20 protein-coding genes are annotated in these 21632 nt (G+C 71.2%); 15 read left to right on the top strand and 5 right to left on the bottom strand.

Annotation, left to right across the window (positions count from 1 at the left end; translation table 11 throughout):
- The first annotated feature begins 124 nt into the window (after window positions 1–124).
- Together ACFYXA_RS21310 and ACFYXA_RS21305 are read left to right on the top strand one after the other, a co-directional pair.
- Window positions 125–328, top strand: coding sequence for a cold-shock protein (locus ACFYXA_RS21310; protein ID WP_007502648.1), 204 nt, complete (start codon window positions 125–127; stop codon window positions 326–328).
- 86 nt (window positions 329–414) lie between these two features.
- The gene (locus ACFYXA_RS21305; RefSeq protein WP_389034962.1) at window positions 415–2196 is read left to right on the top strand and encodes a DEAD/DEAH box helicase; all 1782 of its coding nucleotides are present in this window, start codon (window positions 415–417) and stop codon (window positions 2194–2196) included.
- A gap of 85 nt (window positions 2197–2281) precedes the next feature.
- Here ACFYXA_RS21305 and ACFYXA_RS21300 read toward each other — a convergent pair whose 3' ends face one another.
- Both ACFYXA_RS21300 and ACFYXA_RS21295 read right to left on the bottom strand, forming a co-directional pair.
- Window positions 2282–3136, bottom strand: a complete 855-nt coding sequence (locus ACFYXA_RS21300; protein ID WP_352245178.1) for a serine hydrolase domain-containing protein — start codon at window positions 3134–3136, stop codon at window positions 2282–2284.
- 60 nt (window positions 3137–3196) lie between these two features.
- A complete protein-coding gene (locus ACFYXA_RS21295) occupies window positions 3197–3850 on the bottom strand; it encodes a hypothetical protein (protein ID WP_130440804.1) in 654 nt (217 codons plus the stop codon).
- Between the two features lie 323 nt (window positions 3851–4173).
- On the opposite strand from ACFYXA_RS21295, the gene hemL reads away from it, so the two are divergent.
- From hemL to ACFYXA_RS21255, 8 genes are all read left to right on the top strand, one after another.
- Entirely contained in the window at window positions 4174–5490 is a 1317-nt protein-coding gene (gene hemL / locus ACFYXA_RS21290) for a glutamate-1-semialdehyde 2,1-aminomutase (RefSeq protein WP_352245179.1), read from the top strand.
- Window positions 5491–5546: 56 nt separating this feature from the next.
- Window positions 5547–6194, top strand: a complete 648-nt coding sequence (locus ACFYXA_RS21285) for a histidine phosphatase family protein (protein ID WP_352245335.1) — start codon at window positions 5547–5549, stop codon at window positions 6192–6194.
- A 147-nt stretch (window positions 6195–6341) separates the two neighbouring features.
- Complete coding sequence (locus ACFYXA_RS21280) at window positions 6342–7637, top strand: hypothetical protein (protein ID WP_389034957.1); 1296 nt, start codon at window positions 6342–6344, stop codon at window positions 7635–7637.
- Window positions 7638–7703: 66 nt separating this feature from the next.
- Window positions 7704–8330 (top strand): TlpA disulfide reductase family protein, encoded by a 627-nt coding sequence (locus ACFYXA_RS21275; RefSeq protein ID WP_352245181.1) that lies wholly within the window; start codon window positions 7704–7706, stop codon window positions 8328–8330.
- A gap of 1 nt (window position 8331) precedes the next feature.
- The gene (locus tag ACFYXA_RS21270) at window positions 8332–9102 is read left to right on the top strand and encodes a cytochrome c biogenesis protein CcdA (protein ID WP_352245182.1); all 771 of its coding nucleotides are present in this window, start codon (window positions 8332–8334) and stop codon (window positions 9100–9102) included.
- Window positions 9103–9105: 3 nt separating this feature from the next.
- Window positions 9106–10902 carry a cytochrome c biogenesis protein ResB gene (locus ACFYXA_RS21265; RefSeq protein WP_389034953.1) on the top strand — a complete coding sequence of 599 codons (1797 nt, stop codon included), beginning with the start codon at window positions 9106–9108 and terminating at the stop codon, window positions 10900–10902.
- Complete coding sequence (gene ccsB, locus ACFYXA_RS21260; RefSeq protein WP_389034950.1) at window positions 10899–11978, top strand: c-type cytochrome biogenesis protein CcsB; 1080 nt, start codon at window positions 10899–10901, stop codon at window positions 11976–11978. Before ACFYXA_RS21265 ends, ccsB begins: the two co-directional genes overlap by 4 nt.
- 53 nt (window positions 11979–12031) lie before the next feature.
- A complete protein-coding gene (locus tag ACFYXA_RS21255; RefSeq protein WP_352245185.1) occupies window positions 12032–12490 on the top strand; it encodes an SRPBCC domain-containing protein in 459 nt (152 codons plus the stop codon).
- Window positions 12491–12544: 54 nt separating this feature from the next.
- Here the strand turns inward: ACFYXA_RS21255 and ACFYXA_RS21250 are convergent, their stop codons facing one another.
- From ACFYXA_RS21250 to ACFYXA_RS21240, 3 genes are all read right to left on the bottom strand, one after another.
- Entirely contained in the window at window positions 12545–14116 is a 1572-nt protein-coding gene (locus ACFYXA_RS21250) for a hypothetical protein (RefSeq protein WP_389034945.1), read from the bottom strand.
- Window positions 14116–16179 (bottom strand): hypothetical protein, encoded by a 2064-nt coding sequence (locus ACFYXA_RS21245; protein ID WP_389035126.1) that lies wholly within the window; start codon window positions 16177–16179, stop codon window positions 14116–14118. Before ACFYXA_RS21245 ends, ACFYXA_RS21250 begins: the two co-directional genes overlap by 1 nt.
- Window positions 16180–16343: 164 nt before the next feature.
- Window positions 16344–16664: a PLD nuclease N-terminal domain-containing protein gene (locus ACFYXA_RS21240; protein ID WP_352245187.1), complete on the bottom strand. Its 321-nt coding sequence runs from the start codon at window positions 16662–16664 to the stop codon at window positions 16344–16346.
- Window positions 16665–16782: 118 nt separating this feature from the next.
- Here ACFYXA_RS21240 and ACFYXA_RS21235 point away from each other — a divergent pair, with 118 nt between their 5' ends.
- The 5 genes from ACFYXA_RS21235 to mqnE all read left to right on the top strand — a co-directional run bounded on the left by ACFYXA_RS21235 (window position 16783) and on the right by mqnE (window position 21588).
- On the top strand, window positions 16783–18234 hold the full coding sequence (locus tag ACFYXA_RS21235; protein WP_389034941.1) for a menaquinone biosynthesis decarboxylase: 1452 nt from the start codon (window positions 16783–16785) through the stop codon (window positions 18232–18234).
- Window positions 18231–19136 carry a menaquinone biosynthesis prenyltransferase MqnP gene (mqnP, locus tag ACFYXA_RS21230; protein ID WP_352245189.1) on the top strand — a complete coding sequence of 302 codons (906 nt, stop codon included), beginning with the start codon at window positions 18231–18233 and terminating at the stop codon, window positions 19134–19136. Before ACFYXA_RS21235 ends, mqnP begins: the two co-directional genes overlap by 4 nt.
- A gap of 51 nt (window positions 19137–19187) precedes the next feature.
- Entirely contained in the window at window positions 19188–19853 is a 666-nt protein-coding gene (locus ACFYXA_RS21225; RefSeq protein ID WP_130441638.1) for a UbiX family flavin prenyltransferase, read from the top strand.
- Between the two features lie 65 nt (window positions 19854–19918).
- Window positions 19919–20374: an Lrp/AsnC family transcriptional regulator gene (locus ACFYXA_RS21220; RefSeq protein WP_130440828.1), complete on the top strand. Its 456-nt coding sequence runs from the start codon at window positions 19919–19921 to the stop codon at window positions 20372–20374.
- Window positions 20375–20424: 50 nt separating this feature from the next.
- Window positions 20425–21588, top strand: a complete 1164-nt coding sequence (gene mqnE, locus ACFYXA_RS21215) for an aminofutalosine synthase MqnE (RefSeq protein WP_351094710.1) — start codon at window positions 20425–20427, stop codon at window positions 21586–21588.
- Window positions 21589–21632 lie beyond the last annotated feature (44 nt).

Raw genomic sequence — 21632 nt, 5'->3', positions numbered from 1 at the left:
TCTAAGCGTTGCAGTTGTGGTACCCATGAACCTATGTGCGCCTGACGGGAATGTTTCTCCTCGGGCGCATTAGTTTTTTCCGGCATCTCCGGATGGGGCCTCTGCCTACAGAAGGAGAAATGTCATGGCACAGGGAACCGTGAAGTGGTTCAACTCCGAAAAGGGTTTCGGTTTCATCGAGCAGGACGGCGGCGGCCCTGACGTCTTCGCCCACTACTCGAACATCGCGACCCAGGGATTCCGCGAGCTCCAGGAGGGCCAGCGGGTCTCCTTCGACGTCACGCAGGGCCAGAAGGGCCCGCAGGCGGAGAACATCGTCCCCGCCTGATCGCCGGACGCGTATCCACTCACCGGGGTCCGCACCGTCATGGTGCGGACCCCGGTTTGTGCTGTTCCCAGGAAGGCAGTAGTCGCATGTCCCGAAGAAGGTCCCAGAAGCCGAACCGGCGGACCTCGTCCCCCTCACCCTCGTCGTCGTCGGGGGCGTCGCCCACGGAGTTCCGGCTGCCGGAGAGCACGACCCCCGCGCTTCCCGCCGTCGAGGACTTCGCCGCTCTGGACATGCCCGCGGCACTGCTGAAGACCCTCACCGCACAGGGTGTGACCAGCCCCTTCCCCATCCAGGCCGCGACGCTGCCCAACTCGCTCGCCGGCCGGGACCTGCTGGGCCGCGGACGCACCGGCTCGGGCAAGACCCTCGCGTTCGGACTGGCGCTGCTGGCCCGCACGGCCGGACTGCGCGCGGAGCCCAAGGCGCCGCTCGCCCTCGTGCTGGTGCCCACCCGGGAACTCGCCCAGCAGGTCACGGACGCGCTGACCCCCTACGCGACGGCGGTCAACCTCCGGCTGACCACCGTGGTCGGCGGGCTGTCCCTCACCAAGCAGGCCGGCGCGCTGCGCCGAGGCGCCGAGGTGCTCGTGGCGACCCCCGGCCGGCTCAACGACCTCGTGGACCGCGGGGACTGCGTGCTGGACGACGTACGCATCACGGTGCTGGACGAGGCCGACCAGATGACCGACATGGGCTTCCTGCCGCAGATCACCAAGCTGATCCAGCGGGTGCGGCCCGACGGGCAGCGCATGCTCTTCTCGGCCACCCTGGACCGCAACATCGACCGTCTGGTCCAGCGGTTCCTGACCGACCCGGTGGTGCACTCGGTGGACCCGTCCGCCGGAGCGGTGACCACCATGGAGCACCACGTGCTCCACGTCCAGGACGAGACCGACAAGAAGGCCGTCACCACGCGCATCGCGGCCCGCGACGGCCGGGTCATCCTCTTCCTCGACACCAAGAGGTCCGCCGACCGGCTCGCCAAGCGGCTGCTGGCCGTCGGCGTCCGCGCGGCGGCACTGCACGGCGGCCGCTCCCAGCCGCAGCGCAACCGCACCCTGGAACAGTTCAAGACCGGCCAGGTCACCGCGCTGGTGGCGACGAACGTCGCGGCCCGCGGCATACACGTCGACGACCTCGACCTCGTCGTCAACGTCGACCCGCCCACCGACCACAAGGACTACGTCCACCGGGGCGGCCGCACGGCCCGCGCCGGGGGCTCCGGCAGCGTGGTCACGCTGGTCCTGCCGGACCAGAAGCGGGACGTCACGCGGCTCATGTCGGACGCGGGCATCCGCCCCCGCACGGCCCGCGTCACCTCGGGCGACACGGAACTGGCCACCCTCACCGGGGCCCGCGAGCCGTCCGGCGTGGCCGTCACCATCGAGGTCCCCCAGCAGCCGACGCCTCAGGCGTCCCGCCAGAAGCCTTCCCGCCGACGCCGCCCCGAGGGCGCCCGCAGGCCGGCGACGCCCACGGAAGGCCGCCCGACCCGGGCGAAGACGTCGGAGGACGCCCCCACGACAGGCGGCCGCGGCACCACCCGCCGCACGAAGCCCACCGGCTCCACAGCCCGCCGCACGGGAGCCGACGGAACTGCGAACGGGACCGGCAGGGCCGCGAACGGAACCGGCAGGACTGCGAACGGCGGCAACAGGACTGCGAACGGCGGCAACAGGACTGCGAACGGCGGCAACAGGACTGCGAACGGAACCGCGGCCGGCCGTGGCTCCACGCCCTCCGCCTCCGCCAAGCAGACGCGAGCGTCGGGCCGCCGGGCGACCCCCAAGACCGACACCCCGCGAACCGGCGACCGCAGCCGAGCCCCCCGCCGCTCCGCCACCCCCCGAAGCGACCGCCCCTGACCCGGCGGCGCTCCCCGCGCCGACGGCCCGACGCACACGACAAAGGGCGAGGCCAAAAGGCCTCGCCCTTTGTCGCGCGAGGCAGTCACACCGCGCGCTGTCCCTTTGCCGCACGCAGGTAGTCCAAGCCGACGCGATCCGTGACGTCGGGAGAATCGCTCAGGCGATGGACCACTGTCCAACGCCCGTCCGGGACGGCGCCGACGAAGACGGACGCTGTGCGTGTGGCTCCGTTGTGCCAGATCACGGGCAGCGGGCCGGTGCGCTGCCACCCCAGCCCGGGTTCTCCCAGCGAACGGTCGTGTACGAGACCCGTCAGTACGCGTGCCACGGTGCGGGGAGTCGCCCACAGCCCGCCGGCGGGCAGGATGGCTCCCGTCATGGTCCACGGTTTCATGGTGCGGCCGAACAGACCCGTCGGCAGCAGCCGACTGTGTCGCGGTGGGCGGGCGCTCATGGCTCCAGGCGGCAGGCCGAGCGGGGACAGCACGAGTTCGGTGACGAGATCCTCGTACTTCTTACCGGTTGCCGAGACCAGTGCAGCCCCGAGCACCGCATAGCCGAAGTTGGAGTACTCCTCACGCTCTCCGGCCGGGGCGACAGCGAGCTGATCGAGGCCGGCGAGCAGGTCCTGCAGCCGGTCGTCGGTGAACTTCTTGTACGGGTCGAGGCGTGATGTCCCCGGAGGCAGTCGAGGCAGACCTGAGGTGTGCTCCGCGAGGTGACGCAAAGTGATGCCGGTACCCGGGGGCACGCCGAGCCATCGCTCGACGGGATCGTCTGGCTTCAGCACGCCGTGCGAGGCCAGCTGCTCCAGGATCGTTCCGGTGATGACCTTGGTGAAGGATCCGACCTCGACGAACTTGTCGGGATCATGTTCGCCGGTGACGACCGGATCCTTGTCGGAGCTTCCGATGACACAAGTGGGGACGCTGCGCATGCCTGTCAGTTCGCCGTTCAGGAGGTCGAAAAGCCCGCCCGCTGCAATGGGCGGCCCCGCTCAGGGCCACACAAGGCAGTAAGGCTGGTGGCCCGCCTCGTGCAGGCGGTGACTGAAGTCCTGCCATTCGTGGAGGAGTTGGTACACGTTGAACGCGTCGCGGGGGCCGCCGCGGTCGGGGACCGTGGACCAGATGAACGCCGCCGCGCCCACCGCCTCCTCGCCGATGTCGCGGAGGGGGTCGACGACCGTCATGGGGAGCTTCACGACCGCGTAGTCGGGGTGCAGGACGACCAGTTCCAGCGGCGGCACCTTGTGCAGGGGGACGCCCTCGATGCCCGTGAGGACCATCGCCGCCATCGTCTCCGGCTTGATCTTGGTGAACATGCCGCCCATGCCGAGCTCGTCACCGCCGAGTTCCTCGGGGCGCATCGAGATCGGGACGCGGGCCGCGGTGGCGCCGTCCGGCGCGCCGAAGTACTTGTACGTCACCCCCACCCGACCACCATTCCTGCTCCCCGCCGAGAGCCGCTCGACCGCTTGGTCGAGGCGCTCGGACTCGCTCGGTACCCCGGGCACGTCCGGCATGCCGGGTACGCCCTGTGTCTGTCGTACGTCGTCGACTTCCTCCGCGTCGCGCCGGTGCCTTCCCCGCCGGGCACGTCGAGGACCCAGGTCATCAGTCCCCTCGCCCAGTCCGCCACCGCGATGCATATCTCCACCCGACTGCTTTTCTAGGACGCGCGGCCCCCGCCGCGCAACCCGATCATCGTGTCAGTGACCTCCCCCGCGGCCGCACGCCGAAACGTGCGGTGAAACTCGCGTCCGCGGGATGTGCGCAGTCACACGACACATCGTCGTAAGTGAGCTACGTCCACGAGGCTCGGTCCGTTTCAGTTTCGCAGACGACCGGCCGGTGGGGACTCGGTGACGGCCCCCGTTGTGGCCGAACCTCGCTGGCCTACCCTGAGGGGGTCACTGGCAACGCAGTCCCGGAACCCCCCAGAAGTCGGAGAAGGTCGGAGTAGCCGCAGGTCATGAGTGAAATGCCGTATTCATACGATGCGCCTGTCTCGCAGGCCCTGTTCGACCGGGCGGCCGCCGTCACGCCGGGCGGCGTGAACTCGCCGGTGCGCGCCTTCCGCGCCGTGGGCGGAACGCCCCGGTTCATGGTGTCCGGATCCGGCCCCTACCTGACCGACGCGGACGGGCGGGAGTACGTCGACCTGGTCTGCTCCTGGGGCCCCATGATCCTCGGGCACTCGCACCCCGAGGTCATCGCCGCCGTCCAGGAGGCCGTCGCCCGCGGCACGTCCTTCGGCACGCCCGGCGAGGGCGAGGTCGCCCTCGCCGAGGAGATCGTCGCGCGCGTCGAGCCCGTCCAGCAGGTGCGGCTGGTCTCCAGCGGCACCGAGGCGACCATGTCCGCGATCCGGCTGGCCCGCGGGTTCACCCGGCGCACCAAGGTCGTCAAGTTCGCCGGCTGCTACCACGGCCACGTCGACTCGCTGCTCGCCGCGGCGGGCTCCGGCGTCGCCACCTTCGCGCTGCCGGACACCCCGGGCGTCACCGGCGCCCAGGCCGGCGACACCATCGTGCTGCCGTACAACGACCTGGAGGCCGTGCACGAGGCCTTCCACCGGCACCCCGGCGAGATCGCCTGCGTGATCACCGAGGCCTCGCCCGGCAACATGGGCGTCGTGCCGCCGCTGCCCGGGTTCAACCAGGGCCTCAAGGACGCCTGTGCCGCCAACGGCGCGCTCTACATCTCCGACGAGGTCATGACCGGCTTCCGTACCAGCCGCGCCGGCTGGTACGGCGTCGACGGCGTCCGGCCCGACCTGATGACCTTCGGCAAGGTGATGGGCGGCGGCTTCCCGGCCGCCGCGTTCGGCGGTCGCGCCGACGTGATGGAGCACCTCGCCCCGGCCGGGCCCGTCTACCAGGCCGGCACCCTCTCCGGGAACCCGGTCGCCACCGCCGCCGGCCTCGCCCAGCTGCGGCTGCTCGACGACGCCGCGTACGCCACGGTGAACGCCGTGTCCGAGCAGGTCCAGGCGCTGGTGTCCCAGGCGCTGTCCAAGGAGGGCGTGGCGCACACGCTGCAGAGCGCCTCCAACATGTTCTCCGTGTTCTTCACGGACCGCGCGGTGCGCGACTACACGGACGCGCGGGCGCAGGACTCGTTCCGCTACACCGCCTTCTTCCACTCGCTGCTGGCGAACGGCGTCTATCTGCCGCCCTCGTCCTTCGAGTCCTGGTTCGTGTCCACGGCCCACGACGAGCGGGCCCTCCAGCGGATCGCCGACGCCCTCCCGGCGGCGGCCCGAGCGGCTGCGGAGGCCACCGCGTGAGCACCGAGAAGACCCCGGGCGCCGGGAACGACAGCGACATCACCGTCGTCCACCTCATGCGCCACGGCGAGGTGGAGAACCCCGACGGCGTCCTCTACGGCCGTCTCGGCGGATACCACCTCTCCGAGCTGGGCCGGCGGATGGCCGACCGGGTCGCCGAGCACCTCGCCCCGCGCGACGTCACCTACGTGTGCGCCTCCCCGCTGGAGCGGGCGCAGGAGACGGCCACGCCGATCGCCAAGGCGCACGGGCTGGACCTCGACAGCGACGCGCGGCTCATCGAGGCCGAGAACGTCTTCCAGGGCAAGACCTTCGGCGTCGGGGACGGCGCCCTGCGCCGGCCGGAGAACTGGAAGCACCTCGTCAACCCGTTCAAGCCGTCCTGGGGCGAACCGTACGTCGACCAGGTCGTGCGGATGATGGGCGCGCTGAACGCGGCGAAGGACCAGGCGCGCGGGCACGAGGCCGTGCTGGTCAGCCACCAGCTGCCGATCTGGATCGTGCGGTCCTACGTCGAGCGCCGGCGGCTCTGGCACGACCCGCGCAAGCGGCAGTGCACGCTCGCCTCGCTGACGACGTTCACCTACCGCGGCGACACCATCGTCTCCGTCGGCTACACCGAGCCCGCCCGCGACCTCGTCCCCGCCCACCTCCTCGCCGGCGCCAAGCCGGTGAAGGGCAAGGGCAAGGCCTTCGGCGCGTAAGAAGGTTCACACCCCCGGATTCCCCGCCGGGATCAACTGGCTCATTCCCGGCCATCGTTACGAAACTCGCACGAACAAGCGGAACCCCTTTGTTCGTCGCGTCCTCTCAGTGGGTGACCACCAGAGGACGTGACGAACGGGGATGCCATGCGCACTCTCAGCCGCAGGGGAGCGATCGGGCTCGGAGCAGGAGCCGTCGCCGCCGCCGGACTCGCCGGATGCGGCGGCTCCGCCGACCCGGACGGATCGAAGCCGTCGTCCGGTTCCGGGAAGAACCGTTCCGGCTCGGCCAAGCCCAGCCCGAGCCCGACCGCCCCGGCCCGCCCCCTCGGTGACGGCTCCACCTCCTTCACCGGCAAGCAGCCCCACCAGCCCGCCGCGCCCCGGCCGCTCGAACCCGGCCAGGAGCCGCCGCAGTTCGTGGTCTTCTCCTGGGACGGCGCCGGCGAGGTCGGCAACGGGCTCTTCCCGCGCTTCCTGGACCTCGCCAAGGAGCACGGCGCGGCGATGACCTTCTTCCTCTCCGGCATCTACCTGCTGCCCGAGTCCAAGAAGCGGCTCTACGACCCGCCGGGCAACCGTCGCGGGGCCTCCGACATCGGCTACCTCACCGACGCCCACATCAAGGACACCCTGAAGTACCTGCGCCGCGCCTGGCTCGAAGGGCACGAGATAGGCACCCACTTCAACGGCCACTTCTGCGGGGAGGGCAGCGGCTCGGTCGGCAACTGGACCTCTGAGCAGTGGCGCAGCGAGATAGACCAGGCCAAGGGCTTCGTGAAGGAGTGGCGCACCAACTCCGGCTGGACCGACCTGCCCGCGCTGCCCTTCGACTACGACAAGGAGCTCGTCGGCGGCCGCACCCCCTGCCTCCTCGGCCAGGACAACCTGCTGCCCACCGCCCGCGCCCTCGGCTGGCGCTACGACGCCTCCTCTCCCGGCGGCCGTCAGACCTGGCCGACCAAGAAGCAGGGCATATGGGACCTTCCGTTGCAGCAGATACCGTTCCCCGGCCGGGGGTTCGAGGTCCTGTCGATGGACTACAACATGCTCGCCAACCAGTCGATCAACTCCACCAAGGCGCCCAGCCACAACTACCCGCGCTGGCGCCAGCAGGCCGCACAGGCGTACATACAGGGATTCAAGCGGGCATTCGAGACGAACCGCGCGCCCTTCTTCGTCGGCAACCACTTCGAGCAGTGGAACGGCGGCATCTACATGGACGCCGTCGAGGAGGCCTTCAAGCACATCGCCCGGGAGAAGGAGAAGGGCGCGGACGTGCGGCTGGTCTCCTTCCGGCAGTTCGTCGACTGGCTCGACGTGCAGAAGCCCGAGGTGCTGGCCAAGCTCAGGACCCTGGAGGTCGGCCAGCGGCCAGCCGGCGGCTGGCAGGCCTTCCTCGGCGCCCAGGCCCCCGCCTCCCCCCGGCCGTCCGCCGCCTGAAATGCGGGTTTCCACCCGCAAGGGGGGTGCGCAAGATCCCCAGAACGGGCATGCGAAACTTTTCACATGAGTGCCGCCTGCCGCGCCCCCCGAAGCTCCAGGAACCGGACCCGTACGCGCCGCGCCGCCCTGACCGCCGGCGCCGCCGTCGCGGCGCTGCTCGTCTCCGCGTGCACCTCAGGGGGCACCTCGGGCGGGGGCGGCGACACCAACTTCATCATGGGCGAGGACGGCGTCGCGACCGCCGAGAAGGGGGAGCGGGCCGAGGTTCCCGACCTCTCCGGCACGACCGTGGACGGCGGGCAGCTCGCCGTCTCCTCCTTCAAGGGCAAGGTCGTCGTCCTGAACGTGTGGGGCTCCTGGTGCGCCCCCTGCCGTGCTGAAGCGCCGAACTTCGAGAAGGTCTACAACGACCTCAAGGGCAAGGGCGTGCAGTTCGTCGGCATCAACACCCGCGACCCCGCGGTGGACCGGGCCCGCTCCTTCGAGAAGCAGCAGGGTGTGACGTACCCGAGCCTGTACGACCCGACCGGCAAGCTGATGCTCCGCTTCAAGCGGGGCACGCTCAACCCGCAGGCGATCCCCTCCACCCTCGTCGTCGACCGGGAGGGGAAGGTCGCCGCCCGCGCTATGGCCCCGCTCAGCGAGGAGAAGCTGCGCGCCATGATCTCCCCGGTCCTCGCGGAGAAGTGACGTGAGCGCGGTCTCGACTCTCGCCCAGGAGGGCGTCAACGGCACGGTGCTCAACGGCGCCCTGCTCGTCGCCCTGCCCGTCGCCGTGCTCGGCGGCCTCGTCTCCTTCTTCTCCCCCTGCGTCCTGCCCCTCGTCCCCGGCTACCTGTCGTACGTCACCGGCGTCACCGGCACCGACCTCGGCGAGGCCCGGCGCGGCCGGATGGTCGCCGGCGCCTCCCTGTTCGTGCTCGGCTTCACCGCCGTGTTCGTCTCCAGCGGCGCCCTGTTCGGCTACTTCGGGGAGACCCTCCAGGACAACAAGGACGTCCTCAGCGATGTGCTGGGCGTGCTCATGATCCTCATGGGCGTCTTCTTCATGGGCCTGATGCCCTGGATGACCCAGCGCGAGTTCCGCTTCCATCGCAGGCCCGCCGCCGGTCTGGCCGGCGCCCCGCTGCTCGGCGCGCTGTTCGGCATCGGCTGGACGCCGTGCATCGGCCCGACCCTCGCCTCCGTCCTCGCCCTGTCCTCGCAGCAGTCGAGCGCGGGCCGCGGCGCGATACTGACCGTCGCCTACTGCCTCGGCCTCGGCGTGCCCTTCGTGCTCGCCGCGGTCGCCTTCCGCAAGGCGCTCGGCGCCTTCGGCTGGGTCAAGCGCCACTACGTCTGGGTGATGCGGATCGGCGGCACGATGATGATCGTGACCGGTCTGCTGCTGCTGACCGGCGTCTGGGACAGTCTCGTGCAGGACATGCAGTCCTGGTCCACCGGCTTCACTGTGGGGATCTGATCCATGAGCAACACGACCGCCGGCGAGCAGACCCCCGCCGCCCCCGACGACCAGGACCTCGGCGCGGCCGGCTCCCAGCTGTCCACCGCTCCGGCGGAGACGCTCTACGGCGGGCCCGCGCTCGGCGTCGTCGGCTGGGCCCGCTGGTTCTGGCGGCAGCTGACCTCCATGCGGGTCGCGCTGCTGCTCCTGCTGCTGCTCGCGCTCGGCGCGATCCCCGGCTCGCTGATCCCGCAGACGGGCACCGACGCCACCAAGGTCGACGCCTTCCTCAAGGACAACCCCACCCTCGGGCCGATCTACGAGAAGCTCGGCCTGTTCCACGTCTACAGCTCGGTGTGGTTCTCCGCGATCTACATCCTGCTGTTCGTCTCCCTCATCGGCTGCATCATCCCCCGCACCTGGCAGTTCGTGGGCCAGCTGCGCGGCCGCCCGCCGGGCGCGCCCAGGCGGCTGACCCGGCTGCCCGCCCACACCACGTGGCGCACGGGGGCCGAACCGGAGGAGGTCCGCGAGGCCGCCCTCGCGCTGCTGAAGAAGCGCCGCTTCCGCGCCCACATCGCCGGTGACGCGGTCGCCGCCGAGAAGGGCTACCTGCGCGAGGTCGGCAACCTCGCCTTCCACATCGCCCTCATCGTGATGCTGGTCGCCTTCGCCTGGGGCCAGCTGTTCAAGATGGAGGGCAACAAGCTGATCGTCGAGGGCGACGGGTTCTCCAACACCCTCACCCAGTACGACGACATCAAGTCCGGCACGCTCTTCAGCACCGACGACCTGGAGCCGTTCAGCTTCACCCTGGACGACTTCAAGGGCACCTACGAGGTGTCCGGCCCCAACAAGGGCACCCCGCGCACCTACCAGGCCTCCCTCACCTACTCCGAGGGCGCCTACGGCAAGGACCGCAAGACCGTCGTCAAGGTCAACCACCCGCTGGAGATCGGCGACTCCAAGGTCTACCTCACGGCCCACGGGTACGCCCCGGTCGTCACCGTCCGCGACGGCAAGGGCGAGGTCGTCTACCGCGACGCCGTGCCCCTGCTGCCGCTCGACTCCAACGTCACGTCCTCCGGTGTGATCAAGGTCTACGACGGCTACCGCGACGCCAAGGGCAAGAGCGAGCAGCTCGCCTTCCAGGCCTTCCTGCTGCCGAGCTACGCCAAGGGCAACGAGGTGTCCTCGGTGTTCCCGGCCCTGCTGAACCCGGTGCTGAACCTGGTGCCGTACCACGGGGACCTGGGCGTGAACGCGGGCATCCCGCAGAGCGTGTACCAGCTCGACAAGAGCCACATGAAGGCGTTCAAGGACGCCAAGGGCATCCAGATGCGGGAGAACCTCAAGCCCGGGGAGACCCTGACGCTTCCGGACGGCGCCGGTTCGATCACCTACGACGGCACCAAGGAGTGGGCGAACTTCCAGGTCACCCGGCAGCCCGGCAGCGGCTGGGCGCTGGGCGGCGCGCTCACCGCGATCTTCGGCCTGGCCGCCTCCCTGTTCATCCAGCGCCGCCGGGTGTGGGTGCGCGCGGTGAAGGGCGCCGACGGGGTGACGGTCGTGGAGATGGCCGGCCTCGGCCGCAGCGAGTCCGCGAAGCTCCCCGAGGAGCTCGGCGACCTCGCCGGGCTCCTGTACGACCAGGCCCCCGCAGCGCCCGACCCGGACGACGACCCCGACGGCCCTCCAGGCCCGGGGGCCGACCCCGACGCCGACCCTGAGCCGACCTCGGGGACCGCCCCCGAAGCCGCCCAGGGCTCCACGACCCCCCACCCCCGAGCCGTACCTGCCGAAGGGCTGGAGAAATGACTCTCGCCGCCGCCACCAACGAGAACCTCGCGAACGTCAGCAACACGCTGATCTACTCCGCGATGGCCGTCTACACCCTGGCCTTCTTCGCGTACATCGCCGAATGGCTCTTCGGCAGCCGCAGCAAGGTCGGCCGCACGGCCGCCGCGCTCACCGCCGGCGCCAAGGCGGCGAAGGGCCCGGCCGTGACCGTCAAGAAGGCCGGCGGCACCGCCGTGCTGGAGCGCCCGAAGGTCGTCGTACGGTCCGCGGCCGGCGCGCGTGACGTGCCCGACGGGCCGGGCGCGCACGGCGGGGACGAGCAGGGCGACCTCTACGGCCGCGTCGCCGTCTCCCTCACGGTGCTCGCGTTCCTCGTCGAGTTCGGCGGGGTGCTCACCCGGGCCCTCTCGGTGCAGCGCGCCCCCTGGGGCAACATGTACGAGTTCAACATCACCTTCTCCACGGTGGCCGTCGGCGTGTACCTCGCGCTGCTGGCGCTCAGGAAGAACGTGCGCTGGCTCGGCCTGTTCCTGATCACCACCGTGCTGCTGGACCTGGGCCTCGCCGTCACCGTCCTCTACACGGCGAGCGACCAGCTGGTCCCGGCCCTGCACTCCTACTGGCTGTACATCCACGTCTCCACCGCGATCTTCTGCGGCGCGGTGTTCTACGTCGGCGCGGTCGCCACGATCCTGTACCTGTTCAAGGACTCCTACGAGAGCAAGCTCGCGAGCGGCGGCACCCCCGGCCGGTTCGCGAACTCGGTCCTGGACCGGCTGCCGGCCGCGGCCTCCCTGGACAAGTTCTCCTACCGCGTCAACGCGGCCGTCTTCCCGCTGTGGACGTTCACGATCATCGCGGGCGCGATCTGGGCGGGCGACGCCTGGGGCCGCTACTGGGGCTGGGACCCCAAGGAGACCTGGTCGTTCATCACCTGGGTCGCCTACGCCGGCTATCTGCACGCCCGCGCCACCGCCGGCTGGAAGGGCCGCAAGGCCGCCTACCTCGCCCTGATCGCCTTCGCCTGCTGGCTGTTCAACTACTACGGCGTCAACATCTTCGTCAGCGGAAAGCACTCCTACTCGGGGGTGTGACCACCGGCCCGCCAAGGGGTGCGTGAGGTGTCGGTCGGGGTCACGCTGGTGTCATGAGCGGTTCGATCGAGCAGGGCACCAGCCAGACCCACGGCGACATCCGCATCCTGCACTTCCTGGTGCGGCTGCCGCGCCCCATGGAGGCGGTCTGGCCGGCGTTCACCACCCCGGACGGGCTCGCGCAGTGGTTCGGGCCCGTCGACGTGCTGGAACCCCGGTACGGGGGCGTGATCGGGCTGCCGGGCCTGGGCGGCGGACAGGTCACCGCGTGGGACGTGGACCGGGTCGCCGAGTACACGGTGGAGGGCGGCGGCCGGATGCGGTTCCACCTGGAGCGGGACGGGGAGCGCGGGTGCGCCCTCCGGTTCACCTACGAGTTCCAGGGCGGCCGGGACGACGACGAGGACGACGCGGGGGACACCGCTCCGGCCGCGGAACCCGAGGGCGGGAGCGAGCACGGCTGGCGGGAGCGTTTCGAGCGCCTGATCGAGCACATGGAGCGGGTCCCTTAGCCCGCCCGGGTCCCAGGGGAGGACCGACCGGGCCCGCCGGGAAGACGCCGCCCCCTACGACGGCGGCAGGCACTCCTTCTCCGGCGGCCTCCCCTCCGGCCAGGCGATGCGGACGAAGCGGGAGGCGCCCTGCGCGGTCAGCTCGACGATCGGCACGGCCTTGTCGTACGGGTTGCCGTGTACGTCCAGACAGATCCACCCGCTCGCCCCGCTCACCCGCAGCGAGCCCTTGACCTGCGGCCACTGAAGGCCGACGTCCGTGAGGGACGGCACGGTCCCGCCGTCGGGAGTGGCCTCCCGGATGCCGTGGACGGCTAGGCGCAGCGCGTCGTACGCGATGATCAACTGCCCGTCGTCCAGCGCCGTCGGGCCGATCGGGCCGACCGGCTCACGGACGGCGCGTTCCAGCAGCGAGGTCAGCGCCGCCGCGTCCCGCGCCGAGCCGCCCGTCGCCGGGGCGCCCCTGGTCCAGGCGTCCGGGTGGGCGAGGGCGGTGTAGCGGACGGAGAGGTTGCGGGTGAGGGCGGTGCGGTCCAGTTGCGGGTCGCCCGTCAGGTAGGAGCCCTCGTCGCCGGTGAGCAGGGTGAACCGGCGGTCCTGGCAGCCGCGGCCGCCGAGCGCGTTGATGAACTGCCGCAGCTGGGTGTGGCGGCCGGCGAACAGGATGGTGTCGGTCTCCGGCGAGGTGTCGCACACGAGGTGGGTGATCTGCCGGAAGGTGTTCGCGGTCGTGCCCTCCTGGGAGCGGTCGGCGGGCGGCGTGAACGGCTGCGGCTCGTAGGGGGAGCCCTTGATCAGCGCGGCGAACGACGTCTGCAGCGTCCGCGTGTACGGGTCGCCCGGCTTGTCGTACACCAGCAGCGCGCGCCCCGCGGTGACCTTCGCGAACGAGGCCAGAGCGCGCGCCTCGTCGGTGTTGGTGGGGGAGACCCGGGCGAGGCCGGGAAAGGGGTCCTTGCCGCCGTGCCCGTTGGCGAGGTCGTCGGCGGTGATGGACGCGCCGATGACCGGGATGCCCCGCCGGGTCAGCTCCGCCACGGCCCTCTTGTTGTCCTCGGTGCTCATGCCGACCCCGGCGACCGCGCGCAGCCGCTCCGGTCCCGTCGTCATCCGCTCCAGCTGGTCCACCAGGCGCTCCCAGTGCGCGCTGGTCGCTCCGGGGTTGGCGAGCACCAGCCGGATCGCGGGGGCCTGCCCGTTGGAGGTGTGGTTGGCCTCCCACTGGGCGAGATAGGCGCCCTGCACCTCGTGCAGGATGTCGCTGAGGGTGGAGGGGGTGGTGGCGGTGTACGGCATCATCAGCGCGACCGTGACGTAACTCCCCTCCTTCAGCCGGTCGTTCTCCCGGTCGATGGCCTGCACCGCGTCCCGGAACCGGGGCCGCCCGAAGTCGTACGCGGTCGACGTCACGCCCACGCACTCGTCGCTGCCCTCGGGACGGGACACGCCCGGCGCGCACGAGCGGTCCTCGCGGGTGAGCGCCCGCACCGCGAAGAACGCGCCGGTGACCAGCGCGGCCGTGACCAGCACCGCGACATAGCGGTAGAGGCGGATCTCCCAGACCTCCCGCAGCCACCGCCCGAAGGAGCCTCTGCCCCCGTCAGAACCTCTGCCCCCGTCGGCCATCACGCCTCCCCGTCCCCGTCGCCGTCATCCGCGTCGTCGTCCGCGGGGACGCGCAGGGGGCGGCCCGCGAGGGCGTCCCGGTGCCAGGCCCGGGACGTCGTGAACAGCAGCGCGCCCCCGGCGGGCCGCAGGTCGGACAGTTGCAGCAGTTCGAACCGCAGCCGGTCGCACACCGTCGCCTCGGGCGGCACCAGTGGGTCGCTCACCTGCCACACCGCGTGCAGCAGCCGCCGTACGCGCAGATGGAGGCCGGCGTCCACGCCGTCGGGCGGCCGCTCGGCCCCGTCCGTGCGGCCCAGGGCGATCGCCGTGCGGCGGTCGTCCTCGCGGGCCGGGAAGCAGGGCGCGGAGGCGAGGAAGGCGAGCGTGCCGAGCCAGGCGCGGGTGTCCAGCACGGGGAAGGTGTCCCGCAGATGGGCCACCGCGCCGGCGGTGTCGCCGAGGGCCAGCTCGTGGTGGAGCCGGTAGCGGGCGTGGGACGGGTCGGGGTCGCCCCCGGGGCCGGGCGTGTAGTGCCGGATCAACGTCTCGTGCACCTCACGCCACTCGGCGCGGTCGGCGTCGCGGTGGTGCAGCCGGAGCAGCAGCAGGGTGCGGACGAAGGGGTCGCCGACGAAGTGGTCCGGCCGGCCCGCGAGGCCCTCCGCGGCGAGCCGCGCCCGCAGGGACCGTACGCCCGACGAGCCGAAGTCGTCGGGCAGTCGGGCGGCGGCCAGGGCCACGGCGGAGTCGTGGTCGTGGGCGGCCGCGAGGACGGTCAGCTCGTCGAGGCGGTCGGCGGGGACCAGCCGGGTGAGCAACTCGGTGCAGGCGGGCCGTCCGTCGTCGGTCCGGTCCTCGGTGAGTTTGATCCGCGCGGTCAGCAGCCGGCCCAACGACGCCGCTCGGTCCGGGTGTTGGCGGGCGGCGGTGGCGGTGAGGACGATGCCCAGCGGGTTGCCGCCGGTCAACCGGTGCACCGCGTGCGGAAGTCGGGGCGGGACGACGACGTCGTCGCAGACCGCGCCCACCATGTGCAGGGTGTCGTCCGGGGACAGCGGCGGCAGCGGCACCAGCAGCGCCCGCGAGGACGGCGACGGGCCCGGCGTCCAGCCGGTCGCGCGGGCGACTTCCGCGAGGTCACGCCGTACGGCGTCCCGCAGCAGGGGGTGACCGGTCCCGCGTACGGTCGCCGCCCACACCACCTGGTCGGCGATCCCCTCGGCCCGGTCCCGCAGCACGGCGTCCAGCAACCCCGGGCCCGGTCCGCCGCGCGCGTTGTCCAGCAGGATCAACGGCCGCCCCAGCCGCCGCAGATGGGAGCCGAGGCCGGAGTACGCCTCGGCCAGGTCGGCGAGCAGCGCCCGCACCAGCCGGCGCTCGGCGTGCTCGCGGGACGCGCCGCCGGCCCGGAAGTTCCCCGCGAGCAGCAGCAGTCCGCGCTTGGCGTTGCCGCCCGCGTTGGGGTAGGCGCGGTACCAGGTGGCCGGCTTCTGCTCCTTGCGGGAGGTGACGCCCTCCGACAGCGCCTCCAGCGTGGCCTCGATGGCCGCCGCCACGAACGCGCCCTGGCCGCTCGCCGTCGAGACGACCTGCACCGCGACCCGCGCAGCCCACCGCCCGGCCATGCTGAACCGCGAACCCCGCTCGTTCAGCAGCAGGATCCGGGTCAGCTCCCGCCGGATGCGCTCCGAGTCGCCGCGTCCGCTCCAGTCGCCGGCCCGCACCGCCACCAGGCCCGCCGTCAGCCGCGGGAAGGTGAGCTGCCCGGCCGCCTTGACCGGCTCGGTCAGCTGCTCGGCCAGCACCAGCAGCGCCTGCCAGACGGGGGACCAGGACTCGGGGCTCTCTTCGTGCGGCGGGCGCGCGAACTGCTCGTCCTCGCAGTCGATCAGCGCGGCCGGCGTCCGCTTGCGCGACTCGCCGCCCCGCAGCCGCTCGGTGTACGCGCCGAGGATCTCCGCGAGCACCGCGCTCTTGCCCGCGCCCCGGCCGCCGGCCAGCACCAACAGGGGCGGCCCGCCGGGGTGTTCCACCCGCTCGGCGTGATGCTCGTACGGCCGCAGTCCGACCAGCCGGGACATGAGCCCGGCCGGCTCGACGTCGAACAGCGCCCCCCGTCCGTACAACTGTCCGTGCACCGCACCTCCCCCGTGGCCGGTCTACGACGCCAGGGTAAGGAGGGAGTGTTGATGTGTGCCAGACCGCGTGAGGCCGGCCGGGCGGGATCCGGCGGGTGAGAACCGCGTCAGGGCTGCTCGCCGTCGTCCTTGCGCCGCTTCTTCTCCTCCTCGTCCAGCGACTTCAGGAACTCGGGGTTGTCGTCGGGCGCGACCCACCCTCCGCGCTGCCGGCCGCCGCGGACGCCCGACCAGCCCTCGGCGGCCGGGCTGCGCTTCTTGCCCGCGATCAGCCAGGAGATCGAGCCGACGAGAGGGAACAGCAGCACGAGGATCGCCCACAGCGGCTTGGGCATGTGGCGGATGTCGTCGTCCTTCGTGCTGATGCAGTCGATGAACGCGTACACGCTCAACGCCAGCGGCACCAGGAACATCAGTACCCGGAGCATGGGGGCCTCTCAGAGCAGTCGTGGTCGGGGCCGCGGTCCGAGGGCCTTGCGCAGGTGCAAGGACCCCTGAGGGCCCCAGGTACTGGGTCAGGGTAGCCGCTCGGGGATACTTGGCCCCATGGCTTACGACGATCTTCGCTCCCTGCTCAGGGCCCTGGAACGCGAGGGCGACCTCAAGCGCGTCAAGGCCGAGGTCGATCCGTACCTGGAGGTCGGGGAGATCGTCGACCGGGTGCAGAAGGCCCAGGGCCCGGCGCTGCTCTTCGAGAACGTGAAGGGCTCCGCGATGCCCCTCGCCATGAACGTCTTCGGCACCGACCGCCGGCTCCTCAAGGCCCTCGGCCTCACCTCGTACGCGGAGATCTCCGAGAGGATCGGCGGTCTGCTCAAGCCCGAGCTGCCGCACGGCTTCGTCGGCGTCCGCGAGGCCTTCGGCAAGCTCGGCGCGATGGCGCACGTCCCGCCGAAGAAGGTGAAGGACGCCCCCGTGCAGGAGGTCGTCCTGCACGGCGACGACGTGGACCTCGACCGGCTGCCCGCGCTGTTCACCTGGCCCAAGGACGGCGGCTCCTTCTTCAACCTGGGCCTGACCCACACCAAGGACCCGGAGAGCGGGATCCGCAACCTCGGCCTGTACCGCCTCCAGCGCCACGACCGGCGCACCATCGGCATGCACTGGCAGATCCACAAGGACAGCCGCAACCACTACCAGGTGGCGGCCCGCCGCGGCGAACGCCTCCCGGTCGCCATCGCCTTCGGCTGCCCGCCCGCCGTGACGTACGCCTCCACCGCCCCGCTGCCCGGCGACATCGACGAGTACCTCTTCGCCGGGTTCCTCGCCGGCAAGCGGATCGAGATGGTCGACTGCAAGACCGTGCCGCTCCAGGTGCCGGCGCAGGCGGAGGTCGTCCTCGAAGGCTGGCTGGAGCCGGGGAAGATGCTCCCGGAGGGCCCCTTCGGCGACCACACCGGCTTCTACACCCCCCAGGAGCCGTTCCCCGCGCTCACCATCGACACCGTCACCATGCGCCGCCGACCGCTGCTCCAGTCGATCGTCGTCGGCCGCCCGCCGACGGAGGACGGCCCGCTCGGCCGGGCGACGGAGCGCTTCTTCCTCCCGCTCCTGAAGATCATCGTCCCGGACATCGTGGACTACCACCTGCCCGAGGCGGGCGGCTTCCACAACTGCGCGATCGTCTCGATCGACAAGAAGTATCCCAAGCACGCGCAGAAGGTCATGCACGCCATCTGGGGCGCGCACATGATGTCGCTGACCAAGCTGATCGTGGTCGTGGACTCCGACTGCGACGTCCACGACCTGCACGAGGTGGCCTGGCGCGCCCTCGGCAACACCGACTACGCCCGCGACCTGTCCCTCGTCGAAGGCCCGGTCGACCACCTCGACCACGCCTCCTACCAGCAGTTCTGGGGCGGCAAGGCGGGCATCGACGCGACGAGGAAGTGGCCCGAGGAGGGCTACACCCGCGACGGCGGCTGGCCCGACATGGTCCTGCCGGACCCGGAGACGGCGTCCCTGGTGGACCGCCGCTGGAAGGAGTACGGGCTGTGACCTCCGCCTCCGCGGCGCTCCCGCAGCAGCCGGGACGCACGAAAGCCTTCCTGCGCCTGGTGATGATCGAGCACTCGGTCTTCGCGCTGCCCTTCGCCTACATCGCCGCCCTCACCGCCATGTTCCAGCTGGACCGCAACGTCCACTGGGGCCGGCTCGCGCTGGTCACCGTCTGCATGGTGGGCCTGCGCACCTTCGCGATGGCGGTCAACCGGATCATCGACCGCGAGATCGACGCGCGGAACCCGCGCACCGCCGGGCGCGAGCTGGTCACCGGCGCGATGTCGGTGCGGCACGCGTGGACGGGCGCGCTGATCGCGCTGGCGGTCTTCCTGGGCGCGGCGGCCCTGCTGAACCCGCTCTGCCTGGCGCTCGCACCGGTCGCCGTGGTCCCGATGGTGGTCTACCCCTACGGCAAACGCTTCACGAACTTCCCCCAGGCCATCCTGGGTGTGGCCCAGGCGATGGGCCCGATCGGCGGCTGGCTCGCGATCACGGGGGAGTGGTCGTGGGACGCGGTGATCCTCGGGCTCGCCGTGGGCGTCTGGATCGGCGGCTTCGACCTGATCTACGCCTGCCAGGACGTCGAGACCGACCGCGAGATCGGCGTCAGGTCGGTCCCGGCCCGCTTCGGCGTCCCCGCGGCGATCTGGGGCGCCCGCGTCTGCCACGCGGTCACCACGGCCCTGTTCGTCTGGTACGCCCTGGCCACCGGCGCGGGCGCGTTCTTCTGGCTGGGCCTGCTGATCGTCGCCGGCGCGTTCGTCTACGAGCACACCATCGTCCGCCCGCACGACCTGTCCCGGGTGAACAGGGCGTTCTTCTCCGTCAACGGCTTCATCGGCATCGCCTTGTTCGTGTGCGCGCTGCTCGATCTCGCGGTGCGGGGTCTGACCGTCTGACCGCGCGCCCACCGGTACGCTCAAGGTGTGAACGCAGGAGAAACGCAGCGCGTGCCTTGGATCGTGGGGGTCTCCGGGGCGTCCGGTACGCCCTATGCCGCCGCTGTCCTGCGGGCGCTGCTCGCCGCGGGCGAGAGTGTCGACCTGGTGGTCAGCCGGGCCTCGCGGCTCACGCTGCTCGACGAGACGGGGATCTCGTTCCGGGACGCCCACTGGCGGGACGACCTGCGCGAATGGCTGGCGCGGGGCGCGGACGGCAAGCCGGACGCCTTCGACGTGAGCCTGGACGGGGTGCGGTACTGGGGCGCGGGGGACCTGGCGGCGGGGCCGTCCTCCGGGTCGTACGCGACGAAGGGGATGCTGATCGTCCCGGCGTCCACGGCCTGTGTGGCCGGGGTGGCCGTCGGCCTGTCCAAGGACCTCCTCCAGCGCGCGGCGAGCGTGACGCTGAAGGAGCGCCGGCCGCTGGTCGTCGCCGTCCGGGAGACCCCGTTGAACGGGCAGACGCTGCGGCACCTCGTGGCGCTCGACGACGCGGGCGCGAGCGTGGTGCCCGCCTCCCCCGCCTTCTACGCGGGCGCGACCCACATCCAGGACCTGGTCGACTTCGTAGCGGGCCGGGTGCTGGACGCGGCGGGCGTCGGGCACGGGCTGTACCGCCGCTGGGAGGGCGAGCTCGGCCGGGCCCAGGGCGGCGGCGGAACCCGCACGCCCTGAACGCCATCTGAGCAAGTCGCAGTACGTCTCATCACTTCAGGAACTCTTTCGGAAGGCTCGATCGCATGGACGCGGTGGACAGGCAGCTCATCCAGGCCCTGAGGGAGAACGGCCGGGCCTCGTACGCGGAGTTGGGGCGCCTCGTCGGCCTGTCGGGACCCAGCGTCACCGACCGCATCAACCGGCTGGAGGCGGCCGGCGTGATCACCGGCTACCGCGCGACGGTGGACTCCGCCTCCCTCGGCCTGGGCGTGACCGCCCTCATCGGCATCTCCCTCTCCGACGCTGCCGACCACGAGGACGTGGCCGCCCGGATGAAGGACCTCAGCGAGATCGAGGACTGCTGGTTCATCGCCGGCGACGACTCCTTCATGCTCAAGGTGCGGGCCAACGACGTCGACGGCCTGGAGCGGATCATCCGGCGGCTGTCCGGGACGAAGGGCGTCTCGCGGACCCGCACCACCATCGTGCTCTCCACGAAGTGGGAGAACCGGGTGGGGGAGCTGCCCGAGGAGGTCTAGGACTTCCACGGGCGTACGGTGTACGAAGTCTGTCTACGAGAGGGATGATCATGGACGTCGGGCTCAAGCGCGAGCTGGAGGAGAAGGTCCGTTCCGGTGAGCGGCTGACTCGCGAGGACGGCATCGCGCTGTACGAGTCGGACGACCTGGCCTGGCTCGGCGGCCTCGCGCACGAGGTGCGGACGCGCAAGAACGGCGACGTCGTGCACTTCAACGTCAACCGGCACCTCAACATGACCAACGTGTGCACGGCGTCGTGCGCGTACTGCTCCTTCCAGCGCAAGCCGGGGGAGAAGGACGCGTACACGATGCGCATCGAGGAGGCCGTCAAGCTCGCCAAGGCGATGGAGTCGGAGAACCTCACCGAGCTGCACATCGTCAACGGCCTGCACCCGAACCTGCCGTGGCGCTACTACCCGCGCTCGCTGCGGGAGTTGAAGGCCGCCCTCCCGGACGTCTCGCTCAAAGCCTTCACGGCCACGGAGATCCACCACTTCGAGACGATCAGCGGTCTGTCGGCCTCCGAGATCCTCGACGAGCTGATCGACGCCGGTCTTGAGTCCCTCACCGGCGGCGGCGCGGAGATCTTCGACTGGGAGGTGCGCCGGCACATCGTGGACCACCGCACCCACTGGGAGGACTGGTCCCGCATCCACCGCCTGGCGCACGAGAAGGGTCTCAAGACCCCGTCCACCATGCTCTACGGCCACATCGAGGAGCCCCGCCACCGCGTGGACCACGTGCTGCGGCTGCGTGAGCTCCAGGACGAGACGGGCGGCTTCCAGGTCTTCATCCCGCTGCGCTACCAGCACGACTTCGTGGACATGCAGGACGGCAAGGTCCGCAACCGCCTCCAGGCCCGCACCCAGATGGCGACCGGCGCGGAGGCCCTGAAGACCTTCGCGGTCTCCCGTCTCCTCTTCGACAACGTCCCGCACGTCAAGGTCTTCTGGGTCATGCACGGTGTGCAGACCGCGCAGCTCGCGCTGCAGCACGGGGCGGACGACATGGACGGCTCGGTCGTCGAGTACAAGATCACCCACGACGCGGACAACTACGGCACGCCGAACAAGCTGACCCGTGAGGACCTGCTGGACCTCATCCGCGACGCCGGCTTCCGCCCCGTGGAACGCAACACCCGCTACGAGATCATCCGAGAGTACGAAGGCCCCGACCCCCTCCTCCGAGAATCCCCCCAACCGATGCGAGTCTGACCCCCCGGTTTTAGCCCGTCTGGGGGTGCCCCTCTGGGGGAGTT

Source organism: Streptomyces sp. NPDC002566 (assembly GCF_042889585.1).
Classification (GTDB): domain Bacteria; phylum Actinomycetota; class Actinomycetes; order Streptomycetales; family Streptomycetaceae; genus Streptomyces.
This window is presented reverse-complemented; position numbering and strand designations above follow the sequence as displayed.